Annotated in this window: 13 protein-coding genes and 2 tRNA genes; all 15 read left to right on the top strand. The window is 43.6% G+C overall.

What is annotated here, in order from left to right; all coding sequences use genetic code 11:
• Window positions 1-69: 69 nt before the first annotated feature.
• Window positions 70-3,603 carry a transcription-repair coupling factor gene (mfd, locus tag BDD39_RS01070; protein ID WP_166907369.1) on the top strand — a complete coding sequence of 1,178 codons (3,534 nt, stop codon included), beginning with the start codon at window positions 70-72 and terminating at the stop codon, window positions 3,601-3,603.
• Window positions 3,604-3,797: 194 nt separating this feature from the next.
• On the top strand, window positions 3,798-4,334 hold the full coding sequence (gene spoVT, locus BDD39_RS01065) for a stage V sporulation protein T (RefSeq protein WP_166907367.1): 537 nt from the start codon (window positions 3,798-3,800) through the stop codon (window positions 4,332-4,334).
• Window positions 4,335-4,446: 112 nt separating this feature from the next.
• Window positions 4,447-6,039, top strand: a complete 1,593-nt coding sequence (locus tag BDD39_RS01060; RefSeq protein WP_166907362.1) for a putative polysaccharide biosynthesis protein — start codon at window positions 4,447-4,449, stop codon at window positions 6,037-6,039.
• Window positions 6,036-7,502, top strand: a complete 1,467-nt coding sequence (gene yabN / locus BDD39_RS01055; RefSeq protein WP_166907357.1) for a bifunctional methyltransferase/pyrophosphohydrolase YabN — start codon at window positions 6,036-6,038, stop codon at window positions 7,500-7,502. The genes BDD39_RS01060 and yabN overlap by 4 nt, the downstream gene beginning before the upstream one ends.
• A gap of 16 nt (window positions 7,503-7,518) precedes the next feature.
• The gene (locus BDD39_RS01050; RefSeq protein ID WP_043906435.1) at window positions 7,519-7,803 is read left to right on the top strand and encodes an RNA-binding S4 domain-containing protein; all 285 of its coding nucleotides are present in this window, start codon (window positions 7,519-7,521) and stop codon (window positions 7,801-7,803) included.
• 121 nt (window positions 7,804-7,924) lie between these two features.
• Window positions 7,925-8,230 (top strand): sporulation protein YabP, encoded by a 306-nt coding sequence (gene yabP / locus BDD39_RS01045; RefSeq protein WP_166907351.1) that lies wholly within the window; start codon window positions 7,925-7,927, stop codon window positions 8,228-8,230.
• Window positions 8,227-8,859 (top strand): spore cortex biosynthesis protein YabQ, encoded by a 633-nt coding sequence (gene yabQ, locus BDD39_RS01040; protein WP_166907348.1) that lies wholly within the window; start codon window positions 8,227-8,229, stop codon window positions 8,857-8,859. Before yabP ends, yabQ begins: the two co-directional genes overlap by 4 nt.
• Window positions 8,860-8,877: 18 nt before the next feature.
• Window positions 8,878-9,249 carry an FtsB family cell division protein gene (locus tag BDD39_RS01035; RefSeq protein ID WP_166907346.1) on the top strand — a complete coding sequence of 124 codons (372 nt, stop codon included), beginning with the start codon at window positions 8,878-8,880 and terminating at the stop codon, window positions 9,247-9,249.
• 118 nt (window positions 9,250-9,367) lie between these two features.
• Window positions 9,368-9,766 carry a S1 domain-containing RNA-binding protein gene (locus BDD39_RS01030; protein ID WP_166907344.1) on the top strand — a complete coding sequence of 133 codons (399 nt, stop codon included), beginning with the start codon at window positions 9,368-9,370 and terminating at the stop codon, window positions 9,764-9,766.
• Between the two features lie 340 nt (window positions 9,767-10,106).
• Window positions 10,107-10,183, top strand: a tRNA-Met gene (locus BDD39_RS01025).
• A 6-nt stretch (window positions 10,184-10,189) separates the two neighbouring features.
• Window positions 10,190-10,261: transfer RNA gene (locus BDD39_RS01020), tRNA-Glu, on the top strand.
• A gap of 199 nt (window positions 10,262-10,460) precedes the next feature.
• Window positions 10,461-12,938: a stage II sporulation protein E gene (gene spoIIE / locus BDD39_RS01015; protein WP_166907342.1), complete on the top strand. Its 2,478-nt coding sequence runs from the start codon at window positions 10,461-10,463 to the stop codon at window positions 12,936-12,938.
• A 63-nt stretch (window positions 12,939-13,001) separates the two neighbouring features.
• A complete protein-coding gene (locus BDD39_RS01010) occupies window positions 13,002-13,739 on the top strand; it encodes a VWA domain-containing protein (protein WP_166907340.1) in 738 nt (245 codons plus the stop codon).
• Window positions 13,705-14,682 carry a protein kinase domain-containing protein gene (locus BDD39_RS01005; RefSeq protein WP_166907338.1) on the top strand — a complete coding sequence of 326 codons (978 nt, stop codon included), beginning with the start codon at window positions 13,705-13,707 and terminating at the stop codon, window positions 14,680-14,682. The genes BDD39_RS01010 and BDD39_RS01005 overlap by 35 nt, the downstream gene beginning before the upstream one ends.
• 125 nt (window positions 14,683-14,807) lie before the next feature.
• Window positions 14,808-16,196 carry a tRNA lysidine(34) synthetase TilS gene (gene tilS / locus BDD39_RS01000; protein WP_243845962.1) on the top strand — a complete coding sequence of 463 codons (1,389 nt, stop codon included), beginning with the start codon at window positions 14,808-14,810 and terminating at the stop codon, window positions 16,194-16,196.
• Window positions 16,197-16,226 lie beyond the last annotated feature (30 nt).

The following is a 16,226-nucleotide window of genomic DNA, read 5'->3' as shown; positions in this document are numbered from 1 at the left end:
AACGGTTCGTTTGTATACAAATATAGCAACAGAAAAATACAATAATTATTGAGAGGAGGGAGAATAGGGGTGCTTTCGTTGCATCGCTATTTAGTTGAAAATCAAGATGTTCGTTCCATTATCGAAGGCGTGAAAGCAGGATTGAAAGAACAGCTCGTTGCCGGGTTATCCGGTTCGGCCCGGTCTGTTTTTATTTCGACATTATACAAGGAAACGAATAGGCCGATTTTGGCTGTTACCCATAATTTGTTTCACGCGCAAAAAATGTATGACGATCTTGTTCAATTGCTCGGGGCGGAAGAGGTGTTTCTTTATCCGGTCAATGAGGTCATTGCTACGGAAATGGCGATCGCTAGCCCAGAATTAAAGGCGCAGCGTTTAGAAGTGATGAATTATTGGACGAAACAGCAACAAGGCATCGTTATTTGTCCGGTTGCTGGATTGCGGCGTTTGCTTCCTCCTGCATCGTTATGGAGGGATCATCTATTCACATTCACGGTTGGCCAGGATATCGATATTGACCATTATAAACAGCTGTTCGTCCAAATGGGGTATAAGCGTGTAGCGACGGTATCGACTCCTGGGGAATTTAGTGTTCGCGGCGGTATTATTGATATTTATCCATTAACAGCGGAATTTCCGTATCGGATTGAGTTATTTGATACAGAAATTGAATCGATTCGTACGTTCACCGCTGATGATCAGCGCTCACGTGATGAAGTGCAGCAAATAACCATCGGACCGGCTGATGAAATGATTGTTTACGGCGAGATGCTAGAGCGGGGGTTGGAGCGAATTGAAGCCGGGTTGGCGGAAAGTCTCCATAAATTAAAAGATGAGAAAGCAAAGCAACTATTGCTAGAACATGTGTCGGCAGAACTTGAGCAATTAAAACAAGGACAGGAAATTGAACAACAATATAAATATATGGCGCTCTTTTATGAAGAGCCTGCTAGTTTGCTAGACTACCTGCCGGAAAATGGCATATTGCTGATGGATGAAATGAGCCGATTACAAGAGGCGGCCGAAAATTTAGATAAAGAAGAGGCAGAATGGTACACCAGCTTGCTTAGCAATGGGAAAATCATTCATGATGTTCCAATTTCTCACTCATTTTCTGAATTATTGCAAAAACACCGCAAACAGCGGATTTATTTATCCTTATTTTTGCGGCATGTCCCGCATACCCATCCAGAAAACATTGTCAATATTTCCTGCAAACAAATGCAGAATTTCCATGGGCAAATGTCGTTATTAAAATCCGAGCTAGAAAGATGGAAAAAAGCCAACTATGCGGTGGTCTTTTTGGCGCCGAGCGCAGAGCGGATGAAAAAGCTGCAATCGGTGTTGGAAGACTATGAAATCGATGTTGCACCGTTAAGCAAGGACGCGACGCTGATGCACGGCAAATATCAGGTGCTCGAAGGCGACTTAAATACGGGGTTTGAACTGCCGATGCAAAAGCTGGCAGTTATTACGGAAGAAGAGTTGTTTAAAAAACGGGTAAAAAGACCGATTCGCCGCCAAAAATTATCGAATGCGGAGCGGATTAAAAGTTATTCGGAACTGCAAGTCGGCGATTATGTGGTCCATGTCAACCACGGTATCGGTAAATATTTAGGAATCGAAACATTAGAGATTAACGGTGTGCATAAAGATTATATCCATATTCAATATCAAGGCAGCGATACGTTATATGTGCCAGTCGATCAAATTGATCAAGTGCAAAAATACGTAGGCTCTGAAGGGAAAGAGCCGAAGATTTACAAATTAGGCGGTTCCGAATGGAAAAAGGTGAAAAAGAAAGTCGAGTCGTCTGTCCAAGATATCGCTGAAGATTTAATTAAGCTGTACGCTGAACGGGAAGCAAGCAAAGGATACGCGTTTTCCCCGGATACAGAAATGCAGCGGGAATTTGAAGCGGCGTTTCCATATCAAGAAACGGAAGACCAGCTTCGTTCGATTGAAGAAATCAAGCGCGATATGGAAAGCGACAAGCCGATGGATCGCCTTCTTTGCGGCGACGTTGGCTACGGAAAAACGGAAGTAGCGTTAAGGGCCGCGTTTAAGGCGATCATGGACGGCAAACAAGTTGCGTTTCTCGTACCGACGACGATTTTAGCACAGCAGCATTACGAAACGGTGCGCGAGCGATTTCAAGGGTTCCCGATTAACGTCGGGCTGTTAAACCGCTTTCGCACTAGAAAACAGCAGGCGGAAACGATCAAAGGGCTAAAAGACGGAACGATTGATATGGTCATTGGTACGCACCGCCTATTATCGAAAGATGTCCAGTTTAAAGATTTAGGGCTTCTCATTATCGACGAAGAGCAGCGGTTTGGCGTTACCCATAAAGAAAAAATCAAGCAGCTGAAGGCTAATATTGATGTGCTGACATTAACGGCAACGCCGATTCCAAGGACTTTGCATATGTCAATGATCGGCGTGCGCGACCTGTCGATTATCGAAACGCCGCCGGAAAATCGCTTTCCGGTGCAAACATATGTGATGGAATATACCCCTGAACTCGTGAAGGAAGCGATTGAACGGGAGCTGGCTAGAGACGGACAAGTGTTTTTCTTGTATAACCGTATTGAAGATATTGATAGGAAGGCGGAAGAAATTTCACAGCTTGTGCCGGAAGCTCGTGTTACTTTTGCGCACGGGCGCATGTCAGAAAGTGAATTGGAGTCCACGATTTTAGCGTTTTTAGAGGGGCAGTACGATGTGCTGGTGACGACGACGATTATTGAAACAGGCGTGGACATTCCAAACGTCAATACGTTGATTGTCTATGATGCTGACTACATGGGACTGTCGCAATTGTATCAGCTGCGCGGACGCGTCGGTCGCTCCAATCGTGTTGCCTATGCGTATTTCACGTATCGGAAAGATAAAGTGCTCAATGAAGCAGCAGAAAAACGGCTGCAGGCGATTAAAGAGTTTACCGAACTTGGATCAGGGTTTAAAATTGCGATGCGCGACTTATCGATCCGCGGTGCTGGCAACATATTAGGGGCGGAACAACACGGATTTATCGACTCCGTCGGATTTGATTTATATTCGCAAATGCTCAAAGAAGCCATTGAGAAACGAAAAGGAATCAAACGGGAAGAAGAAAAACAGGAAGTGACGATCGACTTGGAAATCGATGCGTACATTCCTGATACGTATATTTCCGATGGGCTGCAAAAAATCGATATGTACAAGCGGTTTAAAGCGGTGGAAACGATGGAAGACGTGGAAGCGCTGCGTGAGGAAATGGTGGACCGCTTCGGCGATTATCCAGATGAAGTCGCTTACTTGTTCCAAGTAGCGGAAGTGAAAGTGTTCGCTAAACAAATCGGTGTCGAGTCCATTAAGCAGCAAAAGCAGCAAGTGGAAATTTTATTTGCTGAACACGCATCGAAGAATGTTGAAATTCAGCGCTTATCAAAAATCGGCGGACAATACGGACGCTTGTTTGGCTTTGGAATGGAAGGGACTAAATTAAAAATTGTGTTATATATTAAAGATTTCAAGCCACAAGAGTGGCTGATGATTTTATACGAAACGTTAAAGGAACTTTCCTGTGTCAAAGACGAAAAATCGATTATTGCCTAAATCAAATGTTTATGTTTAAAACAGCACGGCGATAATGAAGGTTGGGGAATTTTATCTAAAATTGAAAAAATCACTTTCATCGCGTATATAACTTGGATTGTGAAGGATACTAATCACAGCAAAGGTGAATTCGCCATAACAAGGATTCATCGGAGTATTTTTCAAATCCTAGATGAAAGTGAGGGTATCTATAGATGAAAGCAACAGGTATTGTTCGCCGAATTGATGATTTAGGAAGGGTTGTTATACCGAAAGAAATTCGAAGAACATTGCGCATTCGTGAAGGAGATCCGCTCGAAATATTTGTTGACCGTGATGGTGAAGTCATTTTAAAAAAATACTCGCCAATTAGCGAATTAGGGGATTTTGCGAAAGAATATGCTGAAGCGCTATTTGACAGTTTAGGACAGCCGGTATTGATTTGTGACCGCGATGTTTTTATCGCTGTTGCGGGTGTGTCGAAAAAAGAGTATTTAAATAAAAATGTCAGCTCATTAGTGGAAAAGGCGATGGAAGAGCGCAATTCCGTACTTCATACGGAAGAGGGAGAAGTCGAGCTTGTCGATGGAGTTTCAGAAACGTTAAAGTCGTATACGATTGGCCCGATTGTGGCCAACGGTGATCCGATCGGAGCTGTCATTATTTTATCCAAGGAAAAAGAACTTAGCGAAGTGGAACATAAAGCAGTGGAAACTGCCGCCGGCTTTTTAGCCCGGCAAATGGAACAGTAACAGTCCCATGATCGAACAGAAAAGGTAGCGTGCTATGCTGCCTTTTTCTTTTGCGCTATAATAGCAATCGTTACTGGATTTATGAAGTTATGCGTGCGGAAGGAGAAACACGATGAAACCGCAAGAAGGGAGCATGTGGAGAGGGACGGTCGTTTTAACGATCGCCGCCTTTGTGACAAAACTATTCAGTGCTTTTTATCGTATTCCGTATCAAAATATCGTCGGAGACGTCGGTTTTTATATTTACCAGCAAGTATATCCGATTTACGGCATCGCCATGTCGCTTTCATTGTATGGATATCCGATCGTCATTTCTAAGCTCATCGCAGAGCGGATCGCGGAGCGTGATCGAACAGGAATTGCATCCGTTTTGCAAGTTTCGCTGTTGTTTTTATGCTCGCTTGGATTGTTTATTTTTGCCGTTCTCTATATAGGGGCGGCGCAGCTTGCAATATGGATGGGCGATGGCAAACTCGCTCCGTCCATTCGCCTTCTTTCTATTTCCTTTTTGTTATTTCCGTTTGTCGCGTTGCTGCGCGGCTATTTTCAAGGGCATAACAAGATGGTGCCGACTGCGGTTTCTCAAGTCGGAGAGCAGTTTGTCCGTGTGTCGGGCATCCTTTTTTTGTCGTATTGGTTTATAAAAAGCGGATATGATGTCTATACGTGTGGGACGGCTGCGATGGCCGGCACGTTAGCGGGAGGATTGACTGCGCTTCTTCTATTGACGGTGTTTTGGATAAGAAGGGAAAATAGAGGAAGAATACGTATAAAAACAAACCGTGCCGAAACAAAGCGCATTATATCGTATTTATTTATTAAAGGAATCATTATTTGTGTCACCAATATGGTGTTAACGCTTATTCCACTGGTAGACTCGTTTTTATTATTATCGTTGCTTAGCCAACGAGGCGGGGAAAGCATGGAACACGTCAAACTATTAAAAGGAATTTACGACCGCGGCCAGCCTCTGATTCAGATGGGTACGGTAGTAGCGACTTCTTTTTCGTTGGCGCTTGTTCCACTTATTTCCGGAGCGAAAAAACGTCGCAACGAACAATTTCTTTACGAAAAAATCGATCTATCGCTGCGCATTGCATTGGTGCTCGGACTAGGCGCTTCTTTAGGATTAATTTGTCTCATTCGCCCGATCAATATTATGCTATTTAAAAATGACCTTGGTTCGCTTTCTCTCGCGATTTTGATGGCTTCTGTTTTCTTTACGACATTAGCGCTTACGCTTTCAGCGCTATTGCAAGGAATGGGATATGAATGGGTTGCCGTAGTCGGCGTGTTCGTAGCGGTGGCAGTGAAAAGCGCTTTAAATTATCTGCTCGTTCCTGTACTAGGGATGATTGGCGCTGCCATAGGAACGACGATGTCTTATGCAGCGATGGCTTGCTTTTTATACGTCGCATTGCGCCAAAAACTGCCTTTTTATGTTCCGAAGAAAACGTATATATATTCTGTTGCAAAAGCGGCTTCAGCGATGGTGATTGTATTACAGCTATATATGCTTTTGGCGGAGAGATGGGGTACCGGCCGCCTGTTTGCAGTTGGTGAAGCGCTAGGCGGAGTTTTGCTTGGGGCGGTGATATATGTGACGGTCGTTATCAAAGGAAATGTGTTTTCCGAGCAAGAATTATCCTTTCTTCCGTTTTCAAACAAACTACGTGTATTATTAGGAATAGGTGATGGAAAATGAATACGATTTATATTTTCGGTTTAGGCGCCGGGGATATCGAGCAATTGCCGTTAGGGGTATACCGCAAGTTAAAAATGGCTTCTCCGCTTTTTCTGCGGACAAAGGAGCATCCTGTTGTCAAAGATCTGGAAGAAGAAGGAATATCATTTACTGCCTTTGACTTTGTTTACGAAAAACATGGACAATTTGAAGAGGTATATCAGGAAATTACAGCAATTTTATTGGAACAAGCGAAAAAAAGTGACATCTTTTATGCCGTTCCTGGTCATCCGCTGGCGGCAGAAAAAACGGTCCAGCTTTTGTTAGAAGCTGCGCGTCGCAACGAATGTCGCGTTGTCATTGAGGGTGGACAAAGCTTTCTCGATGCGCTGTTTACCGCGTTAAAAATCGATCCCATTGAAGGATTTCAGCTGATAGATGCTACCTCATTTCAAGGGGACGAATGGTCATTAACAAAGCATACGATTTTTTGCCAAGTATATGATTCGTTTATCGCATCGGAAGTGAAATTGACGCTAATGGAACAACTTCCCGACGATTATCCCGTCTATATCGTAACGGCAGCGGGAAGCAAAGAGGAGAGAGTGACGGAGGTTCCGCTATATGAGCTGGACCGTGTGACGACATTGAACAATTTAACGAGCGTTTATGTTCCACCTGTCCGTGATGAGAAACTGCTTTATCACCGTTTTGAAACGTTGCGGCGCGTTATTGCCACATTAAGAGGACCGAACGGCTGTCCGTGGGACCGAAAACAAACTCATGCCTCGCTAAAGCGATATTTGCTCGAAGAAACATATGAACTGTTTGAGGCGATCGACGACCATGACGATGATCATATGATCGAAGAACTCGGCGATGTGTTGTTGCAGGTGATGCTGCATGCGCAAATCGGCGAAGACGAAGGAATGTTTTCCATTAATGACGTCATCCGCGGAATTACGGAAAAGATGATTCGCCGCCATCCGCACGTATTTGGCGACGTTACAGTGGAAAATGCCGAACAGGTCGTGGAAAATTGGCAGCGAATTAAAGAGAAGGAAAAAGAAGCAAAAGATGAGCCCGTTTCGTTGCTTGCGGATGTTCCAAAAAGTCTGCCGAGTACGTTAAAAGCGTATGAGTTGCAGAAAAAAGCGGCAAAAGTAGGATTTGATTGGGACGATGTCGAGCCGATGTGGGAGAAAGTTGCCGAGGAAATAGCTGAATTTCAGCAAGAAGCAGCAAAACCGCATCATCGTTCTCAGCTCATCAGCGAGTTTGGCGATATTTTATTTGCGCTCATTAATGTTGCACGCTATTACGATATTAACCCAGAGGAAGCGCTGCATATGGTGAACCAAAAATTTTATCGGCGTTTCTCTTATATAGAGGAGCAGGTGAGAAAAAGCGGCAGGGCGATGACATCATTTTCCCTTGCCGAACTGGACCGTTTTTGGGAAGAAGCAAAAGAAAAAGGATTATAAAAGGGAGAGATAGAACATGCGTTTAGATAAATTTTTAAAAGTTTCCCGTCTGATCAAGCGCCGCACACTCGCAAAGGAAGTAGCCGATCAAGGGCGGATTACGATTAATGGCGCCGTGGCGAAGGCAAGTTCCACGGTAAAAATAGGGGATGAATTAACGATTCAATTTGGGCAAAAACGGCTCACAGTAAGGGTGATTGATTTAAAAGAAACGACGAAAAAAGACGAGGCGGCCAATTTATATGAAGTGATCCGCGAAGAGCGAATCGCTCCGGAAATAGAGGATGATGAAGAAATCTAATTTATGCAGATAGGCTTGTTCTAAAACGGCTCCCGCATTCATACATATGGTACCAACGTTAGGTTGGGAAAAAAATGTTTCTGTCTTTGACTTGATTTTAATAGGAATGCGGGGGATGAAGATGAGCCAACATTATGATTTTGGTGGAAATACAAATAAAGGTCCTGTCCAAGAACACGATGTGATTATGCGTGGAAGACGTCTCCTTGATATTACTGGGGTCAAACAGGTGGAAAGCTTTGATAATGAGGAATTTTTGCTCGAAACGGTAATGGGATTTTTATCGATTCGCGGACAAAATTTACAAATGAAAAATTTAGATGTCGATAGAGGTGTCGTTTCGATCAAGGGAAGAATTTTTGATCTCGTTTATTTAGACGACCATCAGGAGAAGGCTAAAGGATTCTTTAGCAAGTTGTTCAAATGAGCCTAACGACACAGTTGGCGACCATGCTGGCGATGATCGGAATGGGAGGCTGGCTTGGCGTCGCATTGGATACGTATAACCGTTTTTTGCAGCGACAGGATCGCTCCCATTGGATTGTGTTTATCAATGATATTTTATTTTGGATCGTTCAAAGTTTAATCATTTTCTACGTGTTACTGCTCGTCAATCAAGGCGAGCTGCGCTTTTATATTTTCTTGGCGATTTTATGCGGTTATGCCGCTTATCAAAGTTTGTTTCGCAAGATCTATTTAAAAGTGCTAGAATGGCTGATTTGGTTTGTAACGAGGCTGTACCAATTTTTTGTCCAACTATGCCGTTATGTTATCATTCGTCCCATCCAACTGCTTTTGCAAATATTATTGGCTCTTATACTGTTTATAGGGAAAATGCTCCTTTCCCTTTTTCGTCTGTCCCTTCGTATTTTGCATCAACTGGCAAGGCTTTTGTTTGCCCCGTTTCGCTGGATGGCCTTGATCATTTGGAAGATCACTCCGCCACGTTGGCAAAGGATATGCACAAAAATTTTTGCCTATCTAACAGGAATTATTCGCCAGATGAAGAATATGAAAGATAGGATTAGAACATGGATATCAAAATGGCAAAAGTAAAAGCAGAGGTGCAGAATAATGAGTGTACCGCACAAAACGAATGTGACAAAATTACAATCTTCATACGTATCAGCGCAGGAGGAGAAAAAGAAGAAGGCGTCAAAAAGGCGGCGAATCGCCGTCGTCCGCTTTACTTTTTTTGGAACTATTTTAGCGCTAATCTCTTCGATGTTTGTTTATACGATGCATTCGCAAACGAAAGATATTGAAGCGAATTTAGCCAGCAAAAAGCAGCTTGAGCAAAAGTTAGACAAGCTGGAAAAACAAAAGAAGCAGCTGAAAGAGGAAATTAAAAAGCTGCATGACGATGGATACATCGCGGAATTGGCGCGAAAAAAATATTATTTATCCAAAAATGGGGAGATTATTTTCGTCACTCCGGAAAAGTAATTTTTATCTTGCGCCATCCGGCGAATACGGGCATCCGCCTTATTGACACTTGTTTTTTGCATTCGTTATAATGAAAGAAAATAATTTTTAAAGTTCTTTAAGGAGGAGCACTTTTTTTATGTCAATTGAAGTAGGCAGCAAGTTACAAGGCAAAGTAACAGGGATTACGAAATTCGGGGCGTTTGTGGAGCTGCCAGAAGGTGTTACTGGGCTAGTTCATATTAGTGAGGTAGCAGATAATTACGTAAAAGATATTCACGATCATCTGAAGGTCGGAGATATCGTTTATGTTAAAGTAATTAATGTAGAGAAAGACGGAAAAATCGGTTTGTCGATTAAAAAAGCAAAAGATACGCCGCCTTCACAGCGTCCACGCCATAAAACAAACGACCGAGCCGCAGCGGAGAGCTTGGAACAAAAAATCAACCGTTTCCTAAAAGAAAGCGAAGACCGTTTGGCGTCGCTGAGACGTCATATGGAGTCGAAGCGGGGAGGTCGTGGAGCGAGACGTGGGTAACTTGCTGCTGAATGTATGACAGGGTAAGATCGTGGAATAACGGATAAAAAGCATCCATTTTTTGGTGGGTGCTTTTCTTGTTTTGGCTTTTCGATAAGGGGCGTCGTATTTCATCTGCCCAGGAACATGATGGAAGAAGGTTTGCTACGATATAAGTTTAACTTGACGCATAAGAATTTCATCAGACCCTTGGATACAAAGCGCGGAATACGAAACATCAATATAATGTCGTCTTCTCTATTTTCGTTGCTCCGAAGGAAAATTTCACCAATTCGATCTAGATGAAGAACCTATTGACAATGATATATTTGATCCATTATTATATTAAATGTTGTTGCGTGGCGGTGTAGCTCAGCTGGCTAGAGCGTACGGTTCATACCCGTGAGGTCGAGGGTTCGACTCCCTCCGCCGCCACCATCATAAGGCCCGTTGGTCAAGTGGTTAAGACACCGCCCTTTCACGGCGGTAACACGGGTTCGAATCCCGTACGGGTCACTATGAAAACGAGGATGTTTCTCGATCGAGAAGCATCCTCGTTTTTTTATTTGCGTTTTTTTGAACGAATTTGTGAATTTATGACGTGTTAGCAAGAATTGCGTCGAACGTTTTTTTTCTTGCTTTTCTTTTTTTGACAAATTTTTGATAATTCAAAATATATAATAGGGTTAAGAGAAAAGCAAAGGAGAGGATCGGAATGGAAAGAGTAGAAAGAAGGTTGATGAATCGAATTTCGGAAGTGTCTATTAACGACACACAGGCAGCGTTGTCGCGCTGGGTGCGCCATGTGAAATTGCGGCTAGGACACTTATTTATTCATAAGGGGTTTCTTCTTATTATTATCGGCTTTTTGCTTGGACGAGCTCTTATTCTGTCAAAGCTAACTCCGTTTGCCTTACCGTTTTTCGCTGCTGTTTATATGTTGCGCCGCGATAAGGCTGCGTTAGCGTTTATTGCATTGCTGGCGGGTTCTCTTACTTTATCGTTTGATACAACGTTATTTGTATTTGCCGGAGTGTTTGGTTTTCTCATTGTCCATGCATGGATTCGGAAATTTTTTAGCGAGTCGTTAAAATTGGTGCCTTTTGTTGTTTTTTGTCTATCCTTTTCTACAAAATTAGCTATTTCGTATTATTGGTTAGGAAACAAAACGTTATACGAAGCCGCCATGGCGTTGGTGGAAGCTGGTTTAGGATTGGTGTTAACACTTATTTTTATCCAAAGCATTCCGCTGTTAACGGTGCGTAAATATAAACATGCGTTAAGGGCGGAAGAGATTATTTCGTTAATCATTTTACTGGCATCCATGCTAACGGGAATGATCGGATGGACGGTTTACGGACTTTCGCTCGAACATGTGATGTCGCGCTATCTTGTGTTGCTATTTGCGTTTGTGGCGGGAGCGACGATCGGTTCTACCGTGGGGGTGGTGACGGGGTTGATTTTAAGTTTAGCGAATGTCGGCAATTTATATGAAATGAGTTTGCTGGCATTTGCCGGACTTTTAGGAGGATTGTTAAAAGAAGGAAAGAAAGCAGGCGTGTCTTTCGGATTGCTGATTGCCACATTGTTAATTGGACTGTATGGGAACGGCAAAGCGGAGCTTGTGCCGACGATTATGGAATCATGTTTTGCCGTGATTCTCTTTGCTTTGACATCCCGCTCCATAACGGAAAAAATCGCAAAACATATTCCGGGCACAGTGGAATATACGAATGAACAGCAGCAATATGTCCGAAAAATCCGTGATGTGACGGCACAGCGAGTTTCCCAATTTTCAAATGTATTCCAGGCGCTGGCCAACAGCTTTTCCGCAGGAGGCTTGTCTGCTTCTGACGATTATAGCGAACGGGAGATTGACTACTTTTTAAGCGATATTACCGAAAAAACGTGCCAAACTTGTTTTAAGAAAGAGCAGTGCTGGTCGTACAACTTTGATACAACATATGAATATATGAAACAAATTATGCTAGAAGCGGATGCGAAAACGCTGCCACACAATCACAAACTATTGCGGGAATGGGACCGCCACTGCGTCAAAGCCAGCAAAGTAGTGGATCTCATTGAAAAAGACGTGATGGTGTATCAGGCGAATCGCAAACTGCGGAAACAAATCAACGAAAGCAGAAAATTGGTCGCTGAACAGCTGTCAGGGGTTTCGCAGGTAATGGAGGATTTTGCTAAGGAAATTCAGAAGGAGCGCGAAAATCATTATTTGCAGGAAGAACAAATTTTCCATGCTTTGCAGGAATTCGGAATCGAAGTCGGCCACGTCGATATTTATAGCCTTGAAAAAGGAAACATTGATATTGAAATGAGCATTCCGTATTGCGAAGGCCGTGGCGAATGTGAAAAGTTAATTGCGCCAATGCTATCGGATATTTTAGGAGAAACGATCGTTGTCAAACGGGAAGAATGTGCGGTATATCCGAATGGCTACTGCCGGGTGGCCTTTGGCTCGACGAAAGCGTTTGTGGTTGAAACAGGCGTGGCATTTGCGGCAAAAGGCGGCGGGCTGGTGTCGGGCGACAGCTATTCGATGATTGAGTTGGGAAGTGGAAAGTATGCGATTGCGATCAGCGACGGCATGGGAAATGGAGAGAGGGCGCATAACGAAAGCAACGAGACACTGCGCCTTTTGCAAAAAATTTTACAAACAGGGATTGATGAATCGATCGCCATTAAGTCGATTAACTCCATCCTATCCTTACGGACGACGGAAGATATGTATTCGACGCTCGACTTAGCGATTATCGACTTGCAAGACGCTGTGACGAAGTTTTTAAAAATTGGTTCCACCCCGAGTTTTGTCAAACGCGGCGATAAAGTCATGAAAATTGAAGCAAGCAATTTGCCAATCGGCATTATTAAAGAAGTAGAATTTGAAATTGTCAGTGAACAATTAAAAGCAGGCGATTTATTGATTATGATGAGCGACGGGGTATTTGAAGGGCCGGTGCATGTGGAAAATCACGACGTATGGATGAAACGGAGAATTGCAGAATTAAAAACGAACGACCCTCAGGAAGTAGCGGATTTAATCATGGAAGAAGTGATTCGCAGCCGTGCAGGAAGGATTGACGATGATATGACGGTAGTCGTCGCGAAAATTAAACATAATACGCCGAAATGGGCGACGATTCCGGCTTATATGTATACAAAAAAAGCACAATAATAGTATAAAAACCCTATCCTCCGGCGATGCTTGTAATACATCAGCTGAGGAGGGGAAGAGAAAATGCGTAAAGGGACGTTAAGACAAATTTTGCTCATTACCGATGGTTGCTCCAATCATGGAGAAGATCCAGTTGCGATGGCCGCCCTGGCGAAAGAGCAGGGAATTACCGTGAACGTGATCGGTGTGCTCGATCAAGATACGATTGATGAAAGCGGATTGCGCGAAATTGAAGGGATTGCTTTGTCCGGTGGCGGGATTAGCCAAGTCGTGTATGCGAAACAGTTGTCACAGACGGTGCAAATGGTAACGCGAAAAGCGATGACGCAAACACTTCAAGGCGTCGTCAATAAAGAATTGAAGCAAATATTGGGTTCCGATGTGTCGCTTGAGGATTTGCCTCCAGAAAAGCGCGGCCAAGTGATGGAAGTAGTCGATGAACTTGGCGAGACAGTGGAATTAGAAGTTTTAATATTGATAGACACAAGCGGGAGTATGAAAACAAAACTCCCAACGGTGAAAGAGGCGCTGCTTGATTTATCGCTTAGTCTGAATGCGCGGACGGGAGATAATCGCTTTGCTGTATTTGTATTTCCAGGGAAACGGGGAGATGTGGAAAAAATTGTTGACTGGACGCCACGAATGGAAGAGCTGTCGACGGTATTTCCAAAACTAACATCGGGAGGATTGACGCCAACAGGGCCGGCCTTGCGTGAAGCATTAGCGTATTTCGGCAGAAAAAGATCATTAAGGAGCTGGATTGGCGATGATGAGTCATACTTTGAGGAATCATCCATGTAATCTTCCGCAGGGAACGGTCATTACGGGAAAATGGCATCGCCACTCCTATAAGTTGCTGAAACAGCTTGGCAGCGGGGCAAACGGAGTTGTTTATTTGGCGGAAAGCAAGAAAGGACTTGTTGCTGTAAAGCTTAGTGATGATCACGCATCGGTTACATCGGAAGTCAATATATTGCGCCGGTTTTCCAAGGTCCAGGGAGTTGCCCTTGGACCTTCTTTACTAGATGTCGATGATTGGATGAATCCTTTTTTACATCAAACCGTTCCATTTTATGTGATGGAATATATTAAAGGAGAAAGTCTTCCTGCTTTTATTCGTAAACATGGGAAAGAGTGGGTTATTATTCTTTTGTTGCAACTTTTAGCTGCCCTTGATCAGCTTCATCAGGAAGGATGGGTGTTTGGCGATTTGAAGCCGGAAAATTTACTCGTTTCCGGTCCACCTCCTACGATCCGGCTTCTCGATGTAGGGGGCACGACGTTGCAAGGGAGGGCGATTAAGGAATTCACAGAGCTTTACGATCGCGGTTACTGGGGACTGGGTTCTCGCAAGGCAGAGCCATCGTATGATTTATTCGCGGTGGCAATGATCATGATTACCGTTTGCAGCCCGGTGAAACTGGAGAGAAAAGGGGATGGACGAAGCCAGTTGTTGTCGATCATTCAGAAAGATACAATATTACGGAAATATGAGAACATATTGTTGAAGGCGATCGACGGCAAGTATAAGCGGGCATCTGAGATGAGGCAGGACATTTTAGCCGCTTTTCATCGTTCTTCTCGTTCCCATGATCAGCAGCCTGCCCGGCATATGAAACAGGCATCGCGCCGCAGCCAAAAGAGAAAGCGGCGCAAAGGAAAAGGAGTGCTAGAAACGGTATTAATTGCGGCTGTCCTTTTATGTGTTTACGCCATCTATGTGTATCATCAAATGCTCCCTTAATAAAATTTTTTATCGCTAGCACGGCTATTTCTTGATAAAATAATGGTCGAGATTTTTGAGAAAATATTGCAATAATGATACGATGAGAATGAAAAACTATGTTTGGATGAAGAGGTTTTTTCGAAATGATCGCGGAAGTGTACGAGTTTATCGAAAAGCATGCCCTGCTTACCCGGAATGCGACAGTGATTGTCGGAGTATCAGGCGGTCCGGATTCGCTGGCGCTATTGCATTTTTTTTGGTCGATGCAAAAGGAATGGAATATCACATTAATCGCTGCCCATGTAGACCATATGTTTCGCGGCAAACAGTCTGAAGAAGATATGCATTTTGTGAAACATTTTTGCGCGGCGCGCGGTATTATATGTGAGGCGAAGCAAATCGATGTTCCGGCGTTCCAGCGTCGGTCGAAATTAGGCGCCCAAGAGGCAGCGCGTCATTGCCGCTATCGATTCTTTGCGGAAGTAATGAAAAAATATCAAGCGCAATATTTAGCTTTAGGCCATCATGGCGATGACCAAGTTGAAACCATTCTAATGCGGCTTGTGCGTGGCAGTACAAGCAAAGGCTATGCCGGCATTCCCGCCAAGCGACCATTTTATGGCGGATACATTATCCGTCCGTTTCTGGCGGTAAGCCGCGCGGATATTGAAGCGTACTGCCAGCAGCATCAAATTACACCACGCCATGACGCTAGCAATGATAAAGAAGACTATACGCGAAATCGATTTCGCCATCACATTATTCCATTGTTAAAAAAAGAAAATCCGCGCCTTCATGAACGGTTTCAACTGTATAGCGAAATGGTAATGGAAGATGAGGAGTTTTTAGAGGAATTAGCGAGGGATGCGCTGAATAAAGTAATGGAAAAACAACGCGATGCGGTGATGTTAAAAATCAAGCCGTTTCTAGCGCTAGCCAAACCTTTGCAACGAAGAGGGCTTCAGCTGTTGCTTGGCGATCTTTATCAAGACGTCCCTTCTTCTCTCACTTCGATACATATTCATAATATATTGACGCTTTTGCATCGCCGCCGTCCTTCGGGAAGGTTAGACTTGCCAAATGGCTTAAAGGTCATTCGTTCTTATGATTGCTGCTTGTTTACTTTTCAGGAAGAAAAAAAAGATGCAGGCTATACATTCGAATTAAACATTCCGGCTGTATTGCCCCTCCCGAATCATCATGTAATTGTTAGCGAATTTTGGGAACACTATCCGAAAGAGCAGAAAGGAAACGATATGTTTATTATCGATCCAGAGGCAATATGCCTCCCGTTGCGGGTGCGAACGCGCCGCGCGGGTGACCGGATGACGTTAAAAGGGATGACAGGAACAAAAAAAGTAAAAGAAATTTTCATTGAAGCGAAAATTCCGCTGCATGAAAGAGAGCGCTGGCCGATTGTCGAAGATGGGCAAGGAAATATTATATGGATTCCAAAACTAAAAAAATCAGCTTTTGAAACAACAGATGTTACCAAATCACGCTATATTGTATTACACTATAAAGAGCAATGAAAAGAGCAATGAACAGCTAGGAGGAAAAGA

It is taken from the genome of Saccharococcus thermophilus (assembly GCF_011761475.1).
Lineage (GTDB): Bacteria > Bacillota > Bacilli > Bacillales > Anoxybacillaceae > Saccharococcus > Saccharococcus thermophilus.
Note: the sequence above shows the minus strand (reverse complement) of the source record. Positions and strands in the feature narration are given on the sequence as shown.

Bases quoted from the DNA above. Each gene is read 5' to 3' on its own strand.
- spoVT (WP_166907367.1), top strand. From the start codon at position 3,798: ATGAAAGCAACAGGTATTGTTCGCCGAATTGATGATTTAGGAAGGGTT.
- BDD39_RS01060 (WP_166907362.1), top strand. From the start codon at position 4,447: ATGAAACCGCAAGAAGGGAGCATGTGGAGAGGGACGGTCGTTTTAACG.
- yabN (WP_166907357.1), top strand. From the start codon at position 6,036: ATGAATACGATTTATATTTTCGGTTTAGGCGCCGGGGATATCGAGCAA.
- BDD39_RS01050 (WP_043906435.1), top strand. From the start codon at position 7,519: ATGCGTTTAGATAAATTTTTAAAAGTTTCCCGTCTGATCAAGCGCCGC.
- yabP (WP_166907351.1), top strand. From the start codon at position 7,925: ATGAGCCAACATTATGATTTTGGTGGAAATACAAATAAAGGTCCTGTC.
- yabQ (WP_166907348.1), top strand. From the start codon at position 8,227: ATGAGCCTAACGACACAGTTGGCGACCATGCTGGCGATGATCGGAATG.
- BDD39_RS01035 (WP_166907346.1), top strand. From the start codon at position 8,878: ATGAGTGTACCGCACAAAACGAATGTGACAAAATTACAATCTTCATAC.
- BDD39_RS01030 (WP_166907344.1), top strand. From the start codon at position 9,368: ATGTCAATTGAAGTAGGCAGCAAGTTACAAGGCAAAGTAACAGGGATT.
- spoIIE (WP_166907342.1), top strand. From the start codon at position 10,461: ATGGAAAGAGTAGAAAGAAGGTTGATGAATCGAATTTCGGAAGTGTCT.
- BDD39_RS01010 (WP_166907340.1), top strand. From the start codon at position 13,002: ATGCGTAAAGGGACGTTAAGACAAATTTTGCTCATTACCGATGGTTGC.
- BDD39_RS01005 (WP_166907338.1), top strand. From the start codon at position 13,705: ATGATGAGTCATACTTTGAGGAATCATCCATGTAATCTTCCGCAGGGA.
- tilS (WP_243845962.1), top strand. From the start codon at position 14,808: ATGATCGCGGAAGTGTACGAGTTTATCGAAAAGCATGCCCTGCTTACC.